We start from the raw sequence: 21,063 nt of genomic DNA on the forward strand, positions 1-21,063 counted from the left end.
CGTAAAATAGAGCAGCACTCAATAGAGGATTTAGCTAAAAAAGAAAACTCCCGCGAGTAAGGCGGGAGAAAAGTATCATATAAAAAACGGCTAATTATTTATCTTGGGGAAAAATTAGGTTAAGCAGAATGGCGGTTAACCCACCTGCGGCAATACCTGAAGAGAGTAAATTTTTCACCCAATCAGGGGCAAACTGTAAAATCAGCGGTTGTTGAGAGACACCTAACCCGACGGCCAGGGACAGTGCGATGATCATAATGGAACGTCGATTCAGAGGTTCACGAGAAACAATTCTGACACCAGATGCGGCGATAGTACCAAACATCACAATCGTCGCCCCTCCCAGAACAGGCTCAGGAATATGTTGTACAAAACCAGCCACAGCGGGAAACAGCCCCAATAGAATTAACATTAAAGCAATCATGTAACCAACATAGCGACTGGCAACACCGGTTAGCTGGATCACACCATTGTTCTGGCCAAAACAGGAGTTTGGAAATGTATTGAACACGGCTGACACCATAGAATTGAGGCCATTTGCCAGCACACCGCCCTTGATACGTTTCATATAGAGCGGACCACTGACAGGCTGTTCAGAGACATCTGAGGTAGCTGTGATATCACCAATCGTTTCCAGTGATGTCACCATAAAAATCAGAATCAGTGGGATCAACAGATTCCAGTCAAAAGACAAACCATAGTAGAGTGGCGAAGGGACGGTGATGATTGGTGTACCTTCTTTTGGTGTTGAAACGGGCAACATATCCATGTACCAGGCCAGCAGATAACCCACTGCCATGGCAATGACCAGAGAAGCGACACGCAAGTAAGGGTTATTTTGGCGATTCAGTAACACGATGACGGCAAGAACAGTTCCTGCAAGCAGCAGGTTTTCAGGTGCGCCAAATGTGCCGTTTTGAATTGCAGAATAACCGCCACCAATCGAAGTTAACCCCACTTGAATTAACGACAGGCCAATAATCATCACCACGATACCGGATACCAGCGGTGTAATGATCCGTCTTGCTAAATGCAGCACTCGTGAAAGCAGCACTTCCGTCATTGAGGCGAGCATCAGTGTACCGAACAGAGCTGCCATCATGGTGGGAATATCCGCACCGCCATTTTTTAATGCTAAGCCACCCATAATCAGTGGAGCAACAAAATTAAAACTGGTGCCCTGAATTGAAAGTAATCCAGAGCCAATGGGTCCCCAAGAGCGAATTTGAATAAGTGATGCCAAACCTGAAGCAAACAGGGACATACTGATAATACGTTGGGTATCCTGTTCTGGAAGCCCCAGAGCCTGGCAAATCAGCATTGCTGGCGTAATAACAGCTACAAACATTGCTAGTAAATGTTGGCATGCAGCAAATAGGGCATGTGGGAACGGTGGTTTATCTTCCAGGCGATAGATAAGTTCATTGTTTGATTTATTGGGAACTTCTGATGAATTGGATTCACGGGGTAAATTGACCATATTGTGAAATTCCAGATAGACAAAAAGTGCATTTTAACGATTCTTATCATCAAAGCAATCGTTTGCTTAAAGTTTTCATAATGAAATACAAATTAATTTCGTCACATTTTTAAATGTTTTAACTTGTGTTTATGCGTAATTTTCTTTCTAATCCAACCCTTACCTGCTCTTGGCGTTTTTATAGGATGATTATAACGTCACATTAAATTCACATAATATTAACAATGGATGAGGTACATCGATGTATCATCTGGATATTTATGGCACGCTCGTTGCTGCCACACTGGTTTTGCTACTAGGAAGAAAACTCGTACAATCAGTCCCATTCCTTGAGAAATATACGATCCCTGAGCCAGTCGCAGGTGGATTATTGGTTGCGCTAGTTCTGCTGGCGGTTAAACAATCCACGGGTTGGGAAGTCAGTTTTGACTTGTCTCTCCAAGAGCCTCTCATGTTGATGTTCTTTGCCACCATCGGCTTGAACGCTAACCTTGCCAGCCTGAAAGCAGGCGGAAAATTCTTGGTCATTTTTGTCTGCGTGGTTGTTGGCCTGTTATTTGTACAGAACACCGTAGGCATTGCGTTGGCGAAAATGCTTGGTCTCGATCCATTAATGGGATTGCTGGCAGGCTCTATTACACTGTCTGGTGGGCATGGAACAGGAGCCGCTTGGGGCAAGGTATTCACTGAACGCTATGGTTTTGAAAATGCTACAGAAGTGGCAATGGCATGTGCAACATTCGGTCTGATTTTAGGTGGCTTAATTGGCGGCCCAGTTGCCCGCATGTTGGTGAAAAATACCAAAACTCCAGGATTGGGAGCTGAGGATACCGAGCTGCCGACGGCATTTGAGAAACCTTATACTGGTCGGCTTATTACGCCATTAGTGATGGTGGAAACTATTGCTATGGTTTCCATTTGCTTATTGGCCGGTAAGTTTATTGAGAAACTGCTACAAGGCACAGCCTTTGAATTACCGACATTCGTATGTGTCCTGTTTGTTGGTGTCATTCTCAGTAACGGCTTATCCCTGCTTGGTTTTTATCGGGTCTTTGACCGAGCGGTGTCGGTCTTGGGTAACGTTAGTTTATCGCTGTTCCTGGCAATGGCATTGATGAGCCTGAAACTGTGGCAGTTGGCTTCCCTTGCGCTGCCAATGTTGATCATTCTTGCCGTGCAAGCAGTGGTTATGGCTTTATATGCTGTTTTCGTCACTTACCGCATCATGGGCAAGAATTTCGACGCGGCAGTCTTGTCAGCCGGCCACTGTGGTTTTGGCTTAGGGGCAACACCAACAGCCATCGCGAATATGCAAGCGATCACCGACCGTTTTGGACCATCGCATATGGCATTCTTACTCGTTCCCATGGTGGGGGCATTCTTCCTTGATATTGTCAACGCTGCTGTCATCAAATTGTATCTGTTATTACCGGTGTTCCCATCTGTAGCAGGTTAAATTAATTTACTTTTGGTTCGCTCAATATCTTGGTGAAATAGGCCGCTGAAATTCTCAGCGGCTGGAACTTAAGCATGACTATATTGAGAACGCTCCGGCAACCAGCGTTCAATTAGCGCCTTGGCATGTTCAGGGTAGCGTTGGTGGATATAGTGGGCGATACGCTGAACTTCAGGAAGCATACTTTGATCCCGTAATAAATCCGCGATCCTGAATTCTGCATTGCCCGTTTGGCGCGTACCAAGTAATTCACCTGGCCCGCGGATCTCCAAATCTTTCTGGGCAATCACAAAACCATCGTTACTGTCCCGTAAAACTTGCAGGCGAATTTTGGCTGTATTGGTCAGTGGAGTTTTATAGAGCAGGACACAGTGAGAAGCGATGGCTCCACGCCCGACGCGTCCTCGAAGCTGGTGCAACTGGGCTAACCCTAGCCGTTCGGGATTGTCGATGATCATCAGGCTGGCATTGGGCACATCTACCCCGACTTCGATTACTGTCGTGGCAACCAGCAATTGTATTTCACCTTGTTTGAACGCCTCCATGATGGCTTGTTTTTCTGCCGGTTTCATCCGCCCGTGCACTAAGCCGATTTTCAATTCAGGCAATGACAGTGTCAGCTCTTCGCTGGTTGCTTGCGCTGCTTGCGCTTCTAGCACTTCCGAATCTTCGATCAAGGTACACACCCAGTAAGCCTGACGGCCTTCATCCAGACAGGCGCTTTTGATACGTTGGATAATGTCATTCCGGCGAGTATCTGGGATAGCAACCGTTGTGACTGGTGTTCGGCCTGGTGGCAATTCATCAATGATAGAAGTATCCAGATCGGCGTAGGCGGTCATTGCCAATGTACGTGGAATAGGGGTTGCAGTCATGATCAATTGATGGGGATAGAAGCCTTGTTCGCGCCCTTTTTCCCATAATGCCAGACGTTGATGAACACCGAATCGATGTTGCTCATCAATGATAACCAGTGCTAATCCGGCAAATTTTACTTGCTCCTGAAACATGGCATGAGTACCGACAACCATGCTCACTTGACCGCTTGCTATCGCCTCTTGCTGTGCCTGACGTGCCTTGCCTTTCTGTTTGCCAGCCAACCAACCGACCTGAATACCGAGTGGTTCAAGCCATTGACGGAAGGTATTGGCATGTTGCTCTGCCAAAAGCTCAGTTGGTGCCATCAGAGCCACTTGTTTGCCGTGAACAATGGCACGGACGGCTGCCAGTGCTGCCACCAATGTTTTTCCCGAACCGACATCCCCTTGTATCAGACGCATCATGGGGACATTTTTTGCCAAATCATGTTCTATTTCTGCAACGACACGGGCTTGTGCGCCTGTGGGTGAGAATGGTAACTGGCTCAGAAGCTTCTGCTTTAGCGAATCATCTGCCGTTAAGGGGGATGCATGAAAGCGCTGGGTTCCAGCCCTGACTGCCAACATACTTAAATGATGCGCCAGCAATTCTTCCAGAATCAACCTTCGCTGGGCTGGATGTCGGCTATTCTCCAAATCGGCCAGAGAAGTATCCGGCGGGGGATGGTGCAATGTACGCAGTGCATCAGGCAGGCTAATGATATTCTGGCTAAATTCTTCCGGCAGCAATTCATTTATGGCACAGGTAGTTAATATTTCCAATGCCTGATCGATTAACTTGCGCAGCGTCGTCTGGCGTACTCCCTCGGTCGTGGGATAGATGGGGGTTAACGTCTCTTGCAGGTGGATACGGCTGGCGTGTTGCTGGACTTTATATTCAGGATGGATAATCTCTGGCCCTTGATTGCCGCGACGAATTTCCCCATAAGCAACAATGTGCTTTCCTGCGGCCAGATTATTTTTCATGGCGGCAGTAAAATTGAAGAAACGCAGGGTCAATATACCTGTGCTATCACTGATTTGGCAGGTCATGATGCGCCGACGCCCAAACGTCACATTGGTGCGTAATATTTCACCTGTTACCGTAGCATAAGTACCGGGCAGTAATTTATTAATGGTATACAGGCGGGTTTGATCCTCATAACGGAGAGGCATATGCAAAAGCAGATCCTGTAGATTGACCAACCCTAACTTAGCGAGTTTAGTGACCTGATTGGCTCCAACACCACGCAATGTGGTTAAGGGGATGGCATCAAGTAGTTGGCCTTTCATACGATTTCTCCGTCAGTGTGATTTATTTCCTTGCTGATGGTGCAGTTGTTTTTTGCGCGGCTGATGTTGCTTGCATAGCTGACCACCATGATTCACTTGCGATAATTTGCCCTTGTTTATCTATCAAAGGTTGCTCCAGGCCCTTACGACGAGAAACAGCAGCCAACACGGGATATCCTCCTTCGAACAGTAACCTTTGCTGTTCCTCTTCTGGCAGAATGCTTTTCTCCCGTTGGTACATGTCTGCCAATTGGCGCTGCCGTTGTGCTTCATACAGAATCAAGGCAGAGGCGACAGAGACATTCAATGATTGCACCATACCTGCCATCGGAATAATGATATCGTGATCTGCCAGGGCGATGGCTTGTTTTGAGATACCTTTTTTCTCCTGCCCCATAATGATGCAGGTAGGTTTAGTGTAATCAATTTGACGGAAGTCGACGGCTTTATCAGAAAGATGGGTCGCCAGCACTTGCATTCCATCAGATTTAAATTGGTGAATAGCCTGTTCAGTTGTGGAATGTGTTTTCACCTGAACCCAGCTATTACTACCCGCCGCCGAAGAGAGCTGGGTTCTTAATTGCTCAGTAGGCCAAATAGCATGGATTTGGTGAATACCAACAGCATCCGCAGTACGAATAACGGCGGATACGTTATGGGGTTTGTGAACTTCTTCTAAACAGATTGTCAGGTCAGGTTGACGCATTGCCATCATCTGGCAAATGCGTGCGTAACGTTTAGGATTCATAACCTCTAGTTTCGGTTACGGCTGACTCGCATCACGTCTGGCATGATACGTATCTTACGCATGATATTCGCCAGCTGGATACGGTCTTTGGTCGTCAGCCTGATGAAAGCACAATAGACACGGCCATCTTTTTCCTCTGTATTCATGCTTTGAATACTGGAGTTTACATCGTTAATGGCAGCAGTCAGATTTGCCAATGCTCCCTGATGGTTAAACATATCGACTTTAATTTCAGCAATAAAATCGCTATTGATATCTTTATCCCACTCAACAGGCATGAATTTTTCTGGTTCTTTCTGATATCCACGGATATTGCGACAGGATTCGTGGTGGATTACCAAACCTTTTCCGGGGCTGATATGGGCAATAATCGGGTCGCCTGGAATTGGGCGACAACATTTAGCAAAGGTAATCAAAATACCATCAGCGCCCTTGATAGGCAGCTTACGGGAAGTATTGCTGTTGTTGTGCGGTCCTTTTTCCGGTGAGCCCAATAATAAGTTGCGGGCGACAACCACGCTCATGGCATTACCCAATCCGATTTCCGCCAACAAATCATCCAAAGTAGCGAGCTTCATCCTTGCCAGCTCTTTGTTGATATTTTCTTGCGGAATATCGGCAACTTTGGTGCCGTTACCGAGTGCATGATTGAGCAAACGACGCCCCAAACTAATGGAATCATCCCGTTTCAGATTTTTCAATAACTGGCGGATCTTGGCACGTGCTTTGGAACTAACGACAAAGTTCAGCCATGCAGCATTAGGGCGAGCCCCTGGCGCAGTAATAATTTCGACAGTTTGCCCACTGCTAAGCGTTTGTGAGAGAGGATAAGGCAGACGATCAACGCGTGCACCAACACAGGCGTGGCCGATATCGGTATGGACGGCATAAGCAAAATCGACAGGGGTCGCGCCAGCCGGTAACTCAACAATTCGTCCTTCAGGGGTAAAAACGTAAATCTCATCAGGGAACAAATCAGATTTAACGCTTTCAATAAATTCAAAAGAGCTGCCGGCACTTTGCTGGAGTTCCAATAGGCTCTGCATCCAGCGTTGGGCACGAACCTGCGCAGTTGTACCGGATTCCCCTTGTTCTTTATAGGCCCAGTGTGCGGCAACCCCCATTTCCGCCATTTGATCCATATCTTCGGTACGGATCTGAACTTCGACGGGCACCCCATGCGGGCCTATCAGGGAGGTATGGAGGGATTGGTAACCGTTGGCTTTAGGGATGGCAATATAATCTTTCACTCTGCCGGGGCGTGGTTTGTACAAACTGTGCATTTGCCCCAATACGCGGTAGCAGGTATCAAGATTATTGACGATGACACGAAAGGCGTAAATATCCATGATGGAATGGAAACGCTGCTCTTTCAGACGCATCTTACGATAGATCGAATAGAGATGTTTTTCACGGCCACTGACTGTGCATTTGATACCGGCATCCGTTAACCTGCCTTCAATCTCCGACAGAATTTTCTGGATCATCTCTTTGCGATTACCGCGAGCGGCTTTCACAACTTCTTTAATTACGCGATAGCGGTTTGGATACAGGGCTTCAAACCCAAGTTCCTCCAGCTCGGTTTTTAGGTGATGAATACCCAGACGATGAGCCAGCGGACTATAAATTTCCAGCGTTTCCCTGGCAATGCGCCGCCGTTTATCGGGGCGCAGGGAGCCAAGGGTTCGCATATTGTGAGTACGGTCTGCCAGTTTGATCAAAATGACGCGGATATCCTGCACCATCGCCATGATCATTTTGCGGAAGTTTTCAGCCTGTGCTTCCTTTTTGTCGCGGAAGTTCAGTTTATCCAGCTTGGATACACCTTCCACCAATCCGGCAACGGCCGTGCCAAATAACTGTTCTATATCCTGAAATGTTGCAGGAGTATCTTCAATGACATCGTGCAAAAGTGCCGCCATAAGTGTTTCATGGTCAAGGCGCATTTCAGCCAAAATACAGGAAACGGCGACGGGGTGAGTGATGTATGGCTCACCGCTGGAACGGGTTTGCCCTTCGTGAGCATCCCGCGCAACCACATAGGCCTGTTTAAGCAGATCAATTTGATCTTCAGGCAAATATTTCAGAACCAGCTGATTCAGGCTTTCAAACAGGTACAAGGCAGACCTACCGTAAAATTAACGACGACCTTCAGCGATGGCAGAAACGGCTTTGATTTCTGCGGCTTCTTGCTCTTGCTGTTCCTGGCGCTCACGAACATCGAGAATTTTGTTGTTGATAAGACCTTGCTCGATTTCACGCAGGGCAATAACAGTCATCTTATCGTTTTCTTCTGGAACGAGGGGATCTTTGCCACCTACTTGCAATTGGCGTGCTCGGCGAGCAGCGACCAACACCAGGTCAAAACGGTTACCAATTTTTTCTACTGCGTCTTGAACAGTTACGCGTGCCATATGAGTGCTACTCCACAGATAAATAAATGACTGGGCATAATACTGAAACTTGGTTCAGTCTGCCAATAATTTGCTGATTAAGGCATCATGCCGCTGGGTCTGACGATCTAATCGTAGACGCTCTGAACGAATAATAGATTGTAAATCGGCCAATGCCGTATTGAAATCGTCATTGATGATGACGTAATCATATTCGTTGTAATGTTCCATTTCCGCGACAGCCTGAGCCATTCGTTTGGCAATGATTTCTTCGCTGTCCTGACCACGCCCACACAGGCGGCGGAGCAACTCTTCCTTAGAGGGTGGAAGAATGAAAATGCTGCGAGCTGTTGGCATTTTCTGGCGGATTTGCTGTGCACCTTGCCAGTCAATATCAAGAAAAACATCAACGCCACTGGCGAGTGTATCTTCGATGACTTTTCGGGATGTGCCGTAATAGTTACCAAAAACACAGGCATATTCCAAAAATTCATCATGGTTGATCATATTTTGAAATTCATCCACCGTGACGAAAAAATAGTGTTCACCATGATTTTCGCCTGGGCGAGCTTGCCGTGTCGTATGCGAAACAGAAACCTGAGTGTCATACAAGGGCTGGGTTTTTAATAAAGCCTGAATAAGGCTTGATTTGCCTGCTCCACTCGGCGCAGAAACAATATATAACGTTCCTTGGTTCATGATGATTTCTTGACTGATTGGGTATAAATAAATGCAAGCGCAGGAATATAAGATCCCGCATAGTATACACGGATACATTAATCCATGCAGCGCTACAATACATGCCAACAGGTATTTCACCAAAATATTTTCTTAACAAACTGGCATTAATGAGATTTTTTGCGAGACATTTTCAGCAAAAATAGTTGGTTGCAGAAATTGCATATTTATTTTTCGAAACTTCTCGCAAACTTCTTTTTTGCCACTTGGTAAAAATTCTCCTGCTTTTTATTCTCTGTCCGTGTCTTGGAATCAATTTTTAGGAAGCCGTTTTAAGGAAGCCAAGGAGCAAGGATGCTTAATTTTCTCGTCAGTTTTTTAATAACAGTATGGATATTGCTATCTGGTATGCCAATGGCATTTGCAAATAAGGTTCAGTGTCCTGACTGGCAACAAGAAAAATTTCAGAATGAAATTAGGCACCTGATACAGCAGGTGGCTAAGTGGGATCATCTTTATCGCCAGTAGGGAATTAGTGAAATAGATGATGAAATTTACGATCAATTATTGGAAACCTTGAGAATTTGGCAAAGTTGTTTAAATCACGGATCAGACAGCACTTTACTCTCTGTTAGCCCTGTTGCCGACATTTCTGTGATTCCTGTGTTTTCCTCTGAGATACAGGCAGGGAAACAGCTTCATCCTGTCCAGCATACAGGCTTGCATAAGTTGAAAGGAATACAGGAGATTCGACAGTGGTTTCAGGGGCGCACAGGGGTGTGGCTGCAACCTAAAATCGATGGTGTTGCGGTGACTTTGGTGTATGAAAAAGGTCAATTAGTGCAGTTAATCAGCCGTGGGGATGGTATTGAAGGAATAGACTGGATGGAGAAAAGCGAGTTTATTCCCAGTATTCCTCAGCGGATTAAAAATGCCCCTGAACATTTGGTATTACAAGGTGAGCTTTTCTGGCAGCAGGAACAACATCGGCAGTTTGCTTCGGGGAGTCAAGGTGCGCGCAGTAAAGTTGCGGGCTTAATGATGCGTAAAACTCCAGCACCGGAACTGAAACAAGTTGGTATTTTTATTTGGGGCTGGCCGGATGGGCCAAATGAAATGGCGGTGAAACTGGAAAAATTGTCTGCAATGGGTTTCCCCATTACACAGCAATATAGCCACTTCATTGCCACAGCAGAAGATGCCGAAAAAAGATGGAAAGATTATTTTGTCCGACGCCTCCCTTTTGCTACGGATGGTGTTGTGTTACGCCAGGAGATTGAGCCAGCAGGCCGACAATGGCGAACCGGATCAAACAGTTGGGCGATTGCATGGAAATATCCACTGCGGCAGCAAGTGACAGCTGTAAAAGGTGTTAATTTCACAATAGGCCGGACAGGGAGAATAACCGTTGTATTAGAGCTGGAAAAAGTAAAGGTGGATGATCGACAGGTGAGTCGAGTCAACATCGGTTCGATCAAACGTTGGAAGCAGTGGAATGTCTATCCTGGCGATAAAATTACGGTGGCATTAGCGGGGCATGGTATACCTAAACTCGATAAAGTGGTGTGGCGTATGATGGAACGTCCTGATATTCAACCACCTAATGAGCAGGATTATCATTTCCTGAGTTGCCTGACATTCGAACATCAAAATGAAACTCATGATGATCATTATTGCCAGCAACAGTTTATCGCCCGTCTGACATGGCTTGGAGAAAAATTGAAAATGAAAGGCATTGGGCAAGGAACGTGGTCAGCTTTGGTAAAACATGGGCTGGTGGCAAATTTAACGGATTGGTTGGATTTGGATAAGGAACAGCTTGAGGCCGTGACTAATATTGGAACTCAACGTGCAAAATTGATCTTCTCCCAATTCCAGCAGGCAAAGTTACAGCCACTTTCGCTATGGCACGAAGCCATTGGCCTGCCTTATGCCAAGCACTTTACGGATAAGCAAGCAGATAGACTGGGATGGCAGTGGGAAACGATATTATCCGACGCAAAGGCGAAACACGCATTAACAGTAAAACAAAGAGAAAAAATCTTGGCTTTTTTACAGCATCCTGAGATTAAGGCGGTAATGCATATTTTGTCTTTGCGGGATATTGAGAATAAACAAGAGATATTAAGTGAATAGGGGCAAAAGGTTGCTCCTATTCACTACGGTATCAGTGGTCTGTGCCATCGTAATTGAAGATAGGTAATCCAAGACGATAACGAATAGCAATCAATCGTGCAGCTAGTCCTGCAACAAGCGTAATCAAGATGACGATGTCCGGGGGTAATGGCGTATGTAGTAAAGCAATATAAAGCCATGCGGCGGCAAAAGAGACACCGGCATAAATCTCTTTTTGGAATACCAGGGGGATGGTATTGCAAAACATATCGCGCAATACACCACCAAAAACGCCAGTGATGACGGCGGCAATGGCTGCGATGATCGGGCTATAGTGCATATCTAACGCGATTTGTGCACCAATGATGGAGAAGACAATTAAGCCAATGGCATCAAGAATGAGAAACAGACGGCGTAGGTGTTTCATCATGGGAGCAACCCAGATAGTGAGCACGGCAGCACAGGCAACGGTCACTATATACTCTGGATTTTTTACCCAGCCAAGGGGATAGTGCCCCAAAATAATATCACGGACGGTGCCACCACCGATGGCTGTCACGGAAGCAATAATGATAACGCCGAATACATCCATTTTTCGACGACCTGCGGCTAAGGCGCCTGTCATGGCTTCAGCCGTAATACCAATGATATAAAGGACACTGAGTAACATAAATTTAATTACATAAAATATAACGTAGAAGTAAAGGGTACTGTTGAAATAATAACGTCTCGACTGAAATTTTTTAGCCGAATTTGAATAAAATTAGTTTTTATTATCCGAAACCTCGCAAAATAAGGCAGTAAAATGGTTTTTAAGGAACGTCAGATTACATTCGATAGCCGTAGCCATCAGATAACTAATATAAATGTTTGGACGCCAGACAGCCAATGGTTGGTATACGATGTTCGTCCCGATGGTGCATCTTTTACCGGTTTAACGATAGAAAAAATTCATGTTAATCATGGGAAAACTGAAATTATCTATCAGGCAAAGGATGGCGCGCATGTCGGTGTTGTGACTGTGAGTCCGCAAGAGCCAGTTCGTTATGCCTTTATTCATGGCCCGGAAAAACCCGATGCGCAGTGGCAATATGATTTTCATCATCGCCGTGGTGTCATTGTTTCCGATATGCAGCCAAATGTGGCAATTAACATTGATGCCATGGATATCACTCCACCTTATACCGCTGGCGCTTTGCGCGGTGGAACACATGTCCACGTTTTCAGCCCCGATGGCAGCCGCCTAAGCTTTACTTACAATGATCATGTGATGCATGAGTTAGATCCTGCGCTTGATTTACGTAATGTGGCGGTGGCCGTTCCTTTGCGAGCTGTAATGCCAGCCAAAAAACATCCGAGAGAATACGGTGGTAGCTATTTCTCGGTTGTGGTTAGCGAGACGACGGCCTGCCCGCATCCCGGCAGTGATGACATCAATCGAGCTTATGAAGAAGGATGGATTGGGCAGCGAGGATATCGCAAAGATAATGGTCAATGGCAACGTTGGGCACTGGCTTTTATTGGGGATACATACGCCACCAATGGCGAAAAAATACCGGAAATTTATCTCGTTGATCTGCCAGAAAATAACGATGAATACGCCATTGCGGGCGACCAACTTTTGGCTGGTACAGAAACAACATTACCGGCACCGCCTGCGGGAGTGAAACAGAAACGCCTGACTTTTACGCACGATAATCGCTGGCCGGGAGTGGTGAATGTTCCACGTCATTGGCTAAGAACATCGCCAGATGGCAGTAAAATCTGTTTTCTGATGAAAGATGAAAAAGGGATTGTCCAGCTATGGTATGTCTCACCAAATGGTGGTAAACCCATGCAGATAACTTATAGCAAGCACAGTATACAATCCGCATTTAGCTGGGATAGCCGTGGGCGGTTGATTGCCTGTGTTTGTGATAATAGTGTTGTCCTTTGTGATAGCCAGACTGGAAAAATTCAGCGTTTAACGGAACGCACTGATGATGCACCTTCCGCTGATGCGATAGTGATATCACCGGATGATCGCTATGTTGCTTTTATGCGTGATATTGGTGGTTACCGACAGATATTTGTGGTGGAAACAGGGATTATCTGAAAACAAACAGAGCAGAATGGGCATTGCCGATTAATGGTGATGCCCGATAATACGCTGATATAGCTCATAGTTTCTATTCTAAGTATCGTGGTCTACAGTTTCTGGTGCAGGCAGTATGACGATTGGCTTTTTATCGAGCTGCTCTATACGGTGTTTGGGGGATTGCTTTGCGCTATCTTGATCGGAACGAGCATAATCGTAGGGAAGCAGAAGAGTGTCTAAGAAGGCAGAAAACGGCAGATCGATCGCAAGCAAGGGCTTCATAAGCCATCCCGTTTTGTCATCTTGCAACATGCCAATATTGGCTTTTGCTCCAGAATAATAACCTTGATAGGGACCGCTGTGGGTCATGATGCTGGAACAACCAGTAACCAGTAACCATCCTAATGTGGTACATAGTAATAGAAGCACTTTACAATTTTTCATCGTTTCCATGATCTCAATGAGTTAATTTGCCAATGTCCAAATACTTTATTCGCTATTAACGCCACTTTTCCAAAGCATGACAGGTATTTTAAAGCTGTTTACCCTTTAAAGCTGTTTACCTTTTAATACTATTTACTATAGTCAGGTAATATTCAGTTTGCTATAGCATTTATCGCTAAATTTGATAATTTTTTGTGATGTGAATTTAAATTTCTTTTTTAAGTTCAAAGCACACAGTATGTGGTTTAAAACACATAACTTGAGGTTAATTCGTGCCAATATTTAATTGATGGTAAGCCATCATTTATGGGTGACAAGGGAAAATGATCAATTTTTCGAACGATTAACCTTTGGTAAAGGAAGCGGGTCATGAGTGATATTGCATTAACAATGAGCTTGTTGGCGCTGTCTGCCGCATTGGGGTTATGGATAGGCAACTGGCGAATACGGGATATTGGTCTTGGAATTGGTGGGGTTTTGTTTGGTGGGATTATAGTTGGTCATTTTGCCCAGATGTATTCTCTGTCTCTCAGTAATGACATGCTGCATTTTATTCAGGAATTTGGCTTAATTCTGTTTGTTTATTCTATTGGTATTCAAGTTGGGCCGGGCTTTTTTTCTTCCCTGCGAGTTTCTGGCCTTAAATTAAATGGTTTTGCTGTCCTGATTGTTATTATTGGTGGATTAGTTGCTGCAATTATTCACAAATTGTTTGATGTTCCTTTACCCATTATTTTAGGTATTTTTTCCGGTGCAGTGACAAATACGCCATCTTTAGGGGCAGGGCAGCAAATTCTGGCAGATTTAGGATCTGACTCTTCACTGGTTAGCCAAATGGGTATGGGGTATGCGATGGCGTATCCTATGGGAATTTGCGGTATTTTGCTGGTTATGTGGTTGGTTCGCCTTTTTTTCAGAGTGAGAATTGAACAGGAGGCTAATTCGTTTGATAACCAAAACAATCAGGGGCGAGAACTGCTCCAGACAATGAATATCGCTGTACGTAATCCAAATTTGAATGGATTAATGATGCAAGACATTCCGTTGCTCAATAATAATGATGCAGTGGTATGCTCCCGCCTAAAACGGAAGGATTTGTTGATGGTTCCCCAGCCAGCTACCGTGATTCAGAGTGAGGATCTGCTGTATCTGGTGGGGCAGCGGGAAGCGTTGAACCAGGTCAGGCTGGTCATTGGGGAAGAGGTTGATGTTTCCTTGTCTACTGCCGGTGATATTTTTCAATCTGTCAGGGTTGTGGTGACGAATGATGAAGTATTGAGCCAGAGGCTTGGGGCACTCAATTTAAAACAGAAATATGATGTTGTCGTGACACGCCTTAATCGTGCAGGAATTGAACTGGTTGCCAGTAATAATGCCAGTTTACAGTTCGGCGATATCCTGAACATTGTCGGTCGTCCTGAAGCTGTAGAAGCTGTCACAAAGCTTTTGGGTAACTCACAGCAAAAACTCCAGCAAGTTCAGATGTTGCCTGTATTTATTGGAATAGGGTTAGGGGTTTTATTAGGTTCGATTCCTCTGTTTATTCCTGGTTTTCCAGCCGCGTTACGCTTGGGATTGGCAGGAGGGCCCTTGGTTATTGCGTTAATTTTGGGACGAATTGGCACGATCGGTAAACTTTATTGGTTTATGCCTCCCAGTGCGAACCTTGCATTACGCGAACTGGGGATTGTTATGTTTCTGGCGGTTGTAGGGCTGAAATCTGGCGGTAATTTTATTAATACACTGGTGCATGGCGAAGGGCTGGCATGGATTGGTTATGGTGCATTGATAACAATAGTCCCCCTGTTAGTTGTAAGCCTGCTGGCACGTGTTGTTATAAAAATGAATTATCTCAGCTTATGTGGGGTGCTGGCAGGTGCCATGACCGATCCTCCCGCCCTGGCTTTTGCTAATGGAATTCATAGTACCAACGGGGCTGCTGCGTTGTCATATGCGACAGTTTATCCATTGGCAATGTTTTTAAGGATTATGTCTCCCCAAATTTTGGCCGTTATTTTCTGGGCCTTATGATTTAGTTCATTAAGTATAATTGTTTGATTTATTAAATGTGCTTTAGATCACAGAATGCTGTCCAATTGTCTTAATTTGACTTCAATTTGAGATAGCAGAGGCAATTTAAAGTAAAAAATTCCTGCCTATTCAATTCATTAGAATAAGGTTTTTCTGGTTAAATATACGCAGTTCAGGGAAGGTATAAAAACAGGGAGTGTTTTCCTTTCCTATTGTGTGTGAAGAATTCTTTTGGGATTCTAATAACTACTGTCCTGTTCGCAGGTAAAAGTCCTCGTTATCATCTTGCTCCCTCCCCCCTAAAATGAGGGAGCTTTTTTTTATTTTATTGCTAAGGACAGATTGCGATGCAAGATTAGCGTCCTGCTTCTTGATGTGCGATCTCAATCTCTTCAGACAGAATACGAATACCTTCTTCGATCTTCTCAATATCAGGAACATAGTTCATTCGCATACATTGATGGGCATGTGGCCAATCATGTTCCAGTCCCGGAAAGAAGAAATGTCCCGGCACCATCAGCACGTTACGTTTCTTTAATCGCTGATAAAGCTCTTCTGTCGTGATTGGTAAGTCCTTGAACCAAAGCCATAGAAATATGGCACCTTCCGGTTTATGGATAAGGCAGCGATCTTCCGATATATGGCGCCGAATGATTGTAATTACGTTATCTACCCGCTGCTTGTAAAACGGTTGAATAACATTTTGTGACAAACGGAATAGGTCGTTGCGCTTAATCATTTCCAGAGCGATAGCGGGCCCAACTCCTCCAGGAGCCAGACTGATAATACCATTCATATTACTGATAGCACTGACGATTTTTTCATTAGCGATAATGATACCGCAGCGGGAGCCTGGCAGACCCAGTTTGGACAGACTCATGCACAGAATAATATTGTGATTCCACAGCGGGGTAGCTTCGCTGAAGATAATACCGGGAAATGGTACACCGTAGGCATTGTCTATCAGTAGGGGGATTTGGTGCTGTTGAGCCAGACTATCCAAGCGCAGTAGTTCTTCGTCGGTGATCACGTTGCCTGTTGGGTTGGTAGGACGAGAGACACAAATCAGGTTAATGTCTTCGGTAATATTCAGGTGATCGAAATCAACGTGATATTTGAATTGGCCATTGGGCAGTAATTCAATATTCGGCTTATTAGCGACAAATAATCCTTCATCCAAACCTGAATCTGAATAGCCAATATATTCTGGAGCAAGAGGAAATAAAACACGCTTCATTGAGCCGTCTTTAGCGCGACCTGCCAGTAAGTTAAACAGATAGAAAAAGGCGCTTTGGCTGCCATTAGTCAGAGCAATGTTTTGTGGTTGGATATCCCAGCCGAGCTTTTCTCTTAGCTCTTGGGCCAGTGCCGTTATCAAGGTATTTTTCCCTTGTGGCCCGTCATAGTTGCATAGGGTTTCGCTTAATTGACCGCCTAACGCCATGTCAGCCAATATCTGCTGGAAATACTCATCCATTTCTGGGATATGTGCAGGATTACCGCCGCCTAGCATAATTGCACCAGGCGTTCTCAGACCTTGGTTGAGATCATTCATCAGACGGGTAATTCCCGAATTTTGTGTAAATTTGTTTCCGAATTGCGAAAATTTCATAATGGCGTTAGCGTCTGTTTTTTGTATGAGAAGAAAACACCATACTCTGCTCATTACTAGGGTGCAATGGGGTCAAAGTGTTATTTCTGTTTATTCTTATGCAAGAATTTTAATTTTTCACCACAGTAAGTTATTTTCGACATAAACAATTTATGAGGTGATCATTTACTAAACCTGCTGCTTGCATAAAAGCATAGCAGGTGGTGCTGCCAATAAATTTAAATCCCCGTTTTTTCAGTGCCTTTGCAAGTGCATCGGAAGTTGCAGTTTTGGCAGGAACTTCTGATAAATTTTGCCAGTGATTAATTTGTGGAGAGTCATCAACGAAACTCCAGATAAAAGCGCTGAAGTCTTCACCTTGTTCAGCCATTTTTAGGTAAGCGCGGGCATTGTGAATAATTGCATTGATTTTGCCATGATTACGCACGATGGTCGGTTCTTCCATCAGTCTCCTAACGTCTGTTTCATCCATGTTGGCTATTTTGACCGGATCAAACTGATGAAAACATTTTCTATACCCTTCCCGTTTTTTCAGAATAGTGAACCATGATAAACCCGCTTGTTGTCCTTCCAGACAAATCAGTTCGAAAAGTTGTTGGCTATCTCTTAAAGGGGTTCCCCATTCGTTGTCGTGATAGGCCAGATAATCAGGGTCAGATGTTACCCAACCGCAGCGAGTTATTTCTTTGCTCATGAACTGCACTTGCCTCAGATAATGGTTGATAATTACACCAATGTTAGCTGTATAAATATACAAGTAAAGAGACTTGAATAAGATTTTTTTATATCGCGGCGAAATTGAGAGTGATCAGTGCTGTATATCTTACATCCAAAGGGTATACTGGCCTCTTTCGTTTAAATTCATATGTATCGCGTGCGGGTTCAACATGCAAAAGTTTGATACCAAAACCTTTCAGGGGCTCATCCTGACACTACAGGATTACTGGGCGCGTCAAGGCTGTACCATTGTCCAACCACTGGATATGGAAGTCGGCGCAGGAACCTCTCATCCTATTACCTGTCTGCGTGCTTTGGGGCCAGAGCCTATTGCTGCAGCTTATGTGCAACCTTCTCGTCGTCCAACTGACGGTCGTTATGGCGAAAACCCAAACCGCCTCCAGCACTACTATCAATTTCAGGTTATCATCAAGCCATCTCCAGATAACATTCAGGAACTCTATCTTGGCTCTTTGAAAGCGTTAGGGCTCGATCCGACTGTTCATGATATCCGCTTTGTTGAAGATAATTGGGAAAACCCAACTTTGGGCGCATGGGGGCTGGGCTGGGAAGTTTGGCTGAATGGTATGGAAGTCACCCAGTTTACTTACTTCCAGCAAGTTGGCGGCCTTGAATGTAAGCCAGTAACTGGTGAGATTACTTACGGGTTGGAACGTCTTGCGATGTATATTCAAGGCGTGGATAGCGTTTACGATCTGGTATGGAGTGATGGCCCGTTGGGTAAAACCACTTATGGTGATATTTACCACCAGAATGAAGTTGAACAGTCTACTTACAACTTCGAGCACGCCGATGTGGATTTCCTGTTTACCTGCTTTGAGCAATACGAAAAAGAGGCACAGGAATTACTGGCGCTGGAAACTCCGCTGCCATTGCCCGCTTATGAGCGCATTTTAAAAGCGGGTCATACCTTCAATTTGCTGGATGCCCGCAAAGCGATTTCTGTGACAGAACGTCAGCGCTATATCCTGCGCATCCGTACCCTGACTAAATCGGTTGCTGAAGCTTATTATGCCTCCCGCGAGGCGCTTGGCTTCCCTATGTGTAACAAGAAATAAGAGGCCATCATGATTCAACAGACTTTCCTTGTGGAAATCGGTACGGAAGAGCTACCGCCAAAGGCGCTGCGTTCATTGGCTGAATCTTTTGCGGCCAATTTTGAAGCCGAACTGAATAACGCCAATCTGGGTCATGGTGAAGTGAGTTGGTTTGCGGCTCCTCGCCGTTTGGCACTGAAAGTAGCAAATTTGGCAGCAGCACAGGCTGATCGTGAAGTTGAAAAGCGTGGCCCTGCGATTGCTCAGGCGTTCGATGCAGAAGGTAAGCCAACTAAAGCCGCAGAAGGTTGGGCGCGTGGTTGCGGTATCACCGTTGATCAGGCTGAACGCATGGTAACGGATAAAGGGGAATGGCTGCTCTATCGTGCCCAGGTCAAAGGCCGCGAAGCAAAAGAGTTGCTGGCGGATATGGTGAGCAGTTCTCTGAGTAAGTTGCCAATCCCTAAGTTGATGCGTTGGGGCGATAAACAGACCCAGTTTGTTCGTCCGGTCCATACGGTCACTATGTTGCTGGGCAGCGACGTGGTTGAAGGCGAAATTCTGGGTATTCAATCGGATCGTATTATTCGTGGTCACCGCTTTATGGGTGAGGCGGAATTTACCATTGAGAACGCGCAGCAGTATCCCGCTATTTTGCAGAAGCGTGGTCGGGTTATCGCAGATTATGACGCTCGTAAGACGATGATCAAGCATGATGCAGAACAGGCCGCAATGCAGCTTGGTGGGGTTGCAGATCTGAGCGATGGTTTGTTGGAAGAAGTGACTTCTTTGGTGGAATGGCCGGTTGTACTGACTGCGAAATTCGAAGAAAAATTCCTGCAAGTTCCTGCTGAAGCATTGGTTTATACCATGAAAGGTGACCAGAAATATTTTCCGGTTTACGACAAAGCCGGCAAATTGATGGCGAACTTTATTTTTGTCACCAATATTGAATCTTCTGATCCTCAGCAAATTATTTCAGGTAACGAAAAAGTTGTTCGCCCACGTCTGGCGGATGCGGAATTCTTCTTCAAGACTGACCGTAAACAACGTTTGGAAGACAACCTGCCTCGTTTGGAAACTGTACTGTTCCAGAAACAATTGGGCACCTTGCGTGACAAAACTGATCGTATTCAAGCCTTGGCTGGCTGGATTGCGGAAAAAATCGGGGCAGATGTCAATCATGCGACTCGTGCGGGTCTATTGTCCAAATGTGACCTGATGACCAATATGGTGTTCGAATTCACCGATACGCAGGGCGTGATGGGGATGCACTATGCACGTCATGATGGAGAAGCGGAAGATGTGGCGCTGGCACTGAATGAGCAGTATCAGCCACGTTTCTCTGGTGATGCACTGCCATCAACGGGGGTTTCCTGTGCCGTTGCCATTGCAGATAAAATGGATACCTTGGCTGGGATCTTCGGGATTGGTCAGCATCCAAAAGGGGATAAAGACCCGTTCGCTTTACGCCGTGCGGCACTGGGTGTTCTGCGCATTATCGTTGAGAAAAAATTACCTCTTGACCTCCAAACGTTGGCAGAAGAAGCGGTGCGTTTGTATGGCAACAAGCTGACCAACGAAAAAGCGGTGGATGATGTGGTTGAGTTTATGCTCGGCCGTTTCCGCGCTTGGTATCAAGAATTGGGTTATAGCGTTGATGCTATTCAGGCGGTATTGGCACGTCGTCCGACTCAACCGGCAGACTTTGATGCCCGTATGAAAGCGGTTACGCATTTCCGCACCCTGGATGCAGCCGTTTCTTTGGCTGCGGCCAATAAACGCGTTTCCAACATTCTGGCAAAATCAGAAGAACAGTTGAATGACACTGTTCTTGCTTCCGTATTGAAAGCAGCAGAAGAGATCCAACTGGCGACACACCTTGTGGTGTTGAAAGAGAAACTGGCTCCTTTGTTTGCCGAAGGTAACTATCAGGATGCGTTGGTTGAATTGGCTTCCCTGCGTGAAGTGGTGGATGCGTTCTTCGACAATGTGATGGTTATGGATGAAGACAGCCAAGTCAGGGTCAATCGTTTAACGTTGTTAAGTGAATTGCGTGATTTGTTCTTGCGTGTCGCAGATATTTCACTGCTCCAGTAATTTC

At 45.5% G+C, this 21,063-nt stretch carries 17 protein-coding genes; 7 read left to right on the forward strand and 10 right to left on the reverse strand.

The genetic code is table 11. The features are described 5' to 3' along the window. Window positions 1-94: 94 nt before the first annotated feature. Window positions 95-1,480, reverse strand: a complete 1,386-nt coding sequence (locus tag Xets_RS15040; protein ID WP_099131762.1) for an NCS2 family protein — start codon at window positions 1,478-1,480, stop codon at window positions 95-97. A gap of 241 nt (window positions 1,481-1,721) precedes the next feature. Here Xets_RS15040 and gltS point away from each other — a divergent pair, with 241 nt between their 5' ends. Beyond that, a complete protein-coding gene (gltS, locus tag Xets_RS15045) occupies window positions 1,722-2,936 on the forward strand; it encodes a sodium/glutamate symporter (protein ID WP_187652042.1) in 1,215 nt (404 codons plus the stop codon). Between the two features lie 68 nt (window positions 2,937-3,004). Here the strand turns inward: gltS and recG are convergent, their stop codons facing one another. The 5 genes from recG to gmk are packed head-to-tail and all read right to left on the reverse strand — an operon-like array spanning window position 3,005 to window position 8,926. Continuing rightward, on the reverse strand, window positions 3,005-5,086 hold the full coding sequence (gene recG, locus Xets_RS15050) for an ATP-dependent DNA helicase RecG (RefSeq protein WP_187652043.1): 2,082 nt from the start codon (window positions 5,084-5,086) through the stop codon (window positions 3,005-3,007). A gap of 22 nt (window positions 5,087-5,108) precedes the next feature. Then, the gene (gene trmH, locus Xets_RS15055) at window positions 5,109-5,834 is read right to left on the reverse strand and encodes a tRNA (guanosine(18)-2'-O)-methyltransferase TrmH (RefSeq protein ID WP_099131759.1); all 726 of its coding nucleotides are present in this window, start codon (window positions 5,832-5,834) and stop codon (window positions 5,109-5,111) included. A 5-nt stretch (window positions 5,835-5,839) separates the two neighbouring features. Further along, window positions 5,840-7,954 (reverse strand): bifunctional GTP diphosphokinase/guanosine-3',5'-bis pyrophosphate 3'-pyrophosphohydrolase, encoded by a 2,115-nt coding sequence (spoT, locus tag Xets_RS15060; RefSeq protein WP_099131758.1) that lies wholly within the window; start codon window positions 7,952-7,954, stop codon window positions 5,840-5,842. Window positions 7,955-7,972: 18 nt separating this feature from the next. Beyond that, on the reverse strand, window positions 7,973-8,248 hold the full coding sequence (rpoZ, locus tag Xets_RS15065) for a DNA-directed RNA polymerase subunit omega (RefSeq protein ID WP_074020086.1): 276 nt from the start codon (window positions 8,246-8,248) through the stop codon (window positions 7,973-7,975). Between the two features lie 54 nt (window positions 8,249-8,302). Further along, window positions 8,303-8,926, reverse strand: coding sequence for a guanylate kinase (gene gmk, locus Xets_RS15070; protein WP_099131757.1), 624 nt, complete (start codon window positions 8,924-8,926; stop codon window positions 8,303-8,305). Window positions 8,927-9,259: 333 nt separating this feature from the next. Here gmk and Xets_RS24805 point away from each other — a divergent pair, with 333 nt between their 5' ends. Both Xets_RS24805 and ligB read left to right on the forward strand, forming a co-directional pair. Then, the gene (locus Xets_RS24805; RefSeq protein WP_255430671.1) at window positions 9,260-9,433 is read left to right on the forward strand and encodes a hypothetical protein; all 174 of its coding nucleotides are present in this window, start codon (window positions 9,260-9,262) and stop codon (window positions 9,431-9,433) included. A gap of 48 nt (window positions 9,434-9,481) precedes the next feature. Beyond that, the gene (gene ligB, locus Xets_RS15075) at window positions 9,482-11,041 is read left to right on the forward strand and encodes an NAD-dependent DNA ligase LigB (RefSeq protein WP_370588250.1); all 1,560 of its coding nucleotides are present in this window, start codon (window positions 9,482-9,484) and stop codon (window positions 11,039-11,041) included. A 31-nt stretch (window positions 11,042-11,072) separates the two neighbouring features. Here ligB and Xets_RS15080 read toward each other — a convergent pair whose 3' ends face one another. Then, window positions 11,073-11,690 carry a trimeric intracellular cation channel family protein gene (locus Xets_RS15080; RefSeq protein ID WP_074020083.1) on the reverse strand — a complete coding sequence of 206 codons (618 nt, stop codon included), beginning with the start codon at window positions 11,688-11,690 and terminating at the stop codon, window positions 11,073-11,075. A 135-nt stretch (window positions 11,691-11,825) separates the two neighbouring features. Between Xets_RS15080 and Xets_RS15085 the strand changes: the two genes are divergently transcribed. Further along, complete coding sequence (locus Xets_RS15085; RefSeq protein ID WP_187652044.1) at window positions 11,826-13,115, forward strand: DUF3748 domain-containing protein; 1,290 nt, start codon at window positions 11,826-11,828, stop codon at window positions 13,113-13,115. 78 nt (window positions 13,116-13,193) lie between these two features. Here the strand turns inward: Xets_RS15085 and Xets_RS15090 are convergent, their stop codons facing one another. Next, the gene (locus Xets_RS15090) at window positions 13,194-13,541 is read right to left on the reverse strand and encodes a YceK/YidQ family lipoprotein (RefSeq protein ID WP_167450636.1); all 348 of its coding nucleotides are present in this window, start codon (window positions 13,539-13,541) and stop codon (window positions 13,194-13,196) included. Window positions 13,542-13,910: 369 nt separating this feature from the next. On the opposite strand from Xets_RS15090, the gene Xets_RS15095 reads away from it, so the two are divergent. Continuing rightward, window positions 13,911-15,572 (forward strand): putative transporter, encoded by a 1,662-nt coding sequence (locus Xets_RS15095; RefSeq protein WP_187652045.1) that lies wholly within the window; start codon window positions 13,911-13,913, stop codon window positions 15,570-15,572. 355 nt (window positions 15,573-15,927) lie between these two features. Here Xets_RS15095 and Xets_RS15100 read toward each other — a convergent pair whose 3' ends face one another. Together Xets_RS15100 and Xets_RS15105 are read right to left on the reverse strand one after the other, a co-directional pair. Beyond that, window positions 15,928-17,184: a valine--pyruvate transaminase gene (locus Xets_RS15100; protein WP_099131752.1), complete on the reverse strand. Its 1,257-nt coding sequence runs from the start codon at window positions 17,182-17,184 to the stop codon at window positions 15,928-15,930. A 130-nt stretch (window positions 17,185-17,314) separates the two neighbouring features. After that, window positions 17,315-17,878: a DNA-3-methyladenine glycosylase I gene (locus tag Xets_RS15105; RefSeq protein ID WP_187652046.1), complete on the reverse strand. Its 564-nt coding sequence runs from the start codon at window positions 17,876-17,878 to the stop codon at window positions 17,315-17,317. A 193-nt stretch (window positions 17,879-18,071) separates the two neighbouring features. Between Xets_RS15105 and glyQ the strand changes: the two genes are divergently transcribed. Continuing rightward, window positions 18,072-18,980, forward strand: coding sequence for a glycine--tRNA ligase subunit alpha (gene glyQ, locus Xets_RS15110; protein WP_074020078.1), 909 nt, complete (start codon window positions 18,072-18,074; stop codon window positions 18,978-18,980). Between the two features lie 9 nt (window positions 18,981-18,989). After that, entirely contained in the window at window positions 18,990-21,059 is a 2,070-nt protein-coding gene (gene glyS / locus Xets_RS15115) for a glycine--tRNA ligase subunit beta (protein WP_187652047.1), read from the forward strand. Window positions 21,060-21,063: the final 4 nt, after the last annotated feature.

Origin of the sequence: Xenorhabdus sp. TS4 (assembly GCF_014467265.1) — a bacterium.
In the GTDB taxonomy this organism is placed as follows: Bacteria; Pseudomonadota; Gammaproteobacteria; order Enterobacterales; family Enterobacteriaceae; genus Xenorhabdus; species Xenorhabdus ehlersii.

Excerpts from the sequence above, each read along its gene's own strand:
- Xets_RS15040 (WP_099131762.1), bottom strand. The coding sequence starts at position 1,480 with ATGGTCAATTTACCCCGTGAATCCAATTCATCAGAAGTTCCCAATAAA.
- gltS (WP_187652042.1), top strand. The coding sequence starts at position 1,722 with ATGTATCATCTGGATATTTATGGCACGCTCGTTGCTGCCACACTGGTT.
- recG (WP_187652043.1), bottom strand. The coding sequence starts at position 5,086 with ATGAAAGGCCAACTACTTGATGCCATCCCCTTAACCACATTGCGTGGT.
- trmH (WP_099131759.1), bottom strand. The coding sequence starts at position 5,834 with ATGAATCCTAAACGTTACGCACGCATTTGCCAGATGATGGCAATGCGT.
- rpoZ (WP_074020086.1), bottom strand. The coding sequence starts at position 8,248 with ATGGCACGCGTAACTGTTCAAGACGCAGTAGAAAAAATTGGTAACCGT.
- gmk (WP_099131757.1), bottom strand. The coding sequence starts at position 8,926 with ATGAACCAAGGAACGTTATATATTGTTTCTGCGCCGAGTGGAGCAGGC.
- Xets_RS24805 (WP_255430671.1), top strand. The coding sequence starts at position 9,260 with ATGCTTAATTTTCTCGTCAGTTTTTTAATAACAGTATGGATATTGCTA.
- Xets_RS15080 (WP_074020083.1), bottom strand. The coding sequence starts at position 11,690 with ATGTTACTCAGTGTCCTTTATATCATTGGTATTACGGCTGAAGCCATG.
- Xets_RS15085 (WP_187652044.1), top strand. The coding sequence starts at position 11,826 with ATGGTTTTTAAGGAACGTCAGATTACATTCGATAGCCGTAGCCATCAG.
- Xets_RS15090 (WP_167450636.1), bottom strand. The coding sequence starts at position 13,541 with ATGAAAAATTGTAAAGTGCTTCTATTACTATGTACCACATTAGGATGG.
- Xets_RS15095 (WP_187652045.1), top strand. The coding sequence starts at position 13,911 with ATGAGTGATATTGCATTAACAATGAGCTTGTTGGCGCTGTCTGCCGCA.
- Xets_RS15100 (WP_099131752.1), bottom strand. The coding sequence starts at position 17,184 with ATGAAATTTTCGCAATTCGGAAACAAATTTACACAAAATTCGGGAATT.
- Xets_RS15105 (WP_187652046.1), bottom strand. The coding sequence starts at position 17,878 with ATGAGCAAAGAAATAACTCGCTGCGGTTGGGTAACATCTGACCCTGAT.
- glyQ (WP_074020078.1), top strand. The coding sequence starts at position 18,072 with ATGCAAAAGTTTGATACCAAAACCTTTCAGGGGCTCATCCTGACACTA.
- glyS (WP_187652047.1), top strand. The coding sequence starts at position 18,990 with ATGATTCAACAGACTTTCCTTGTGGAAATCGGTACGGAAGAGCTACCG.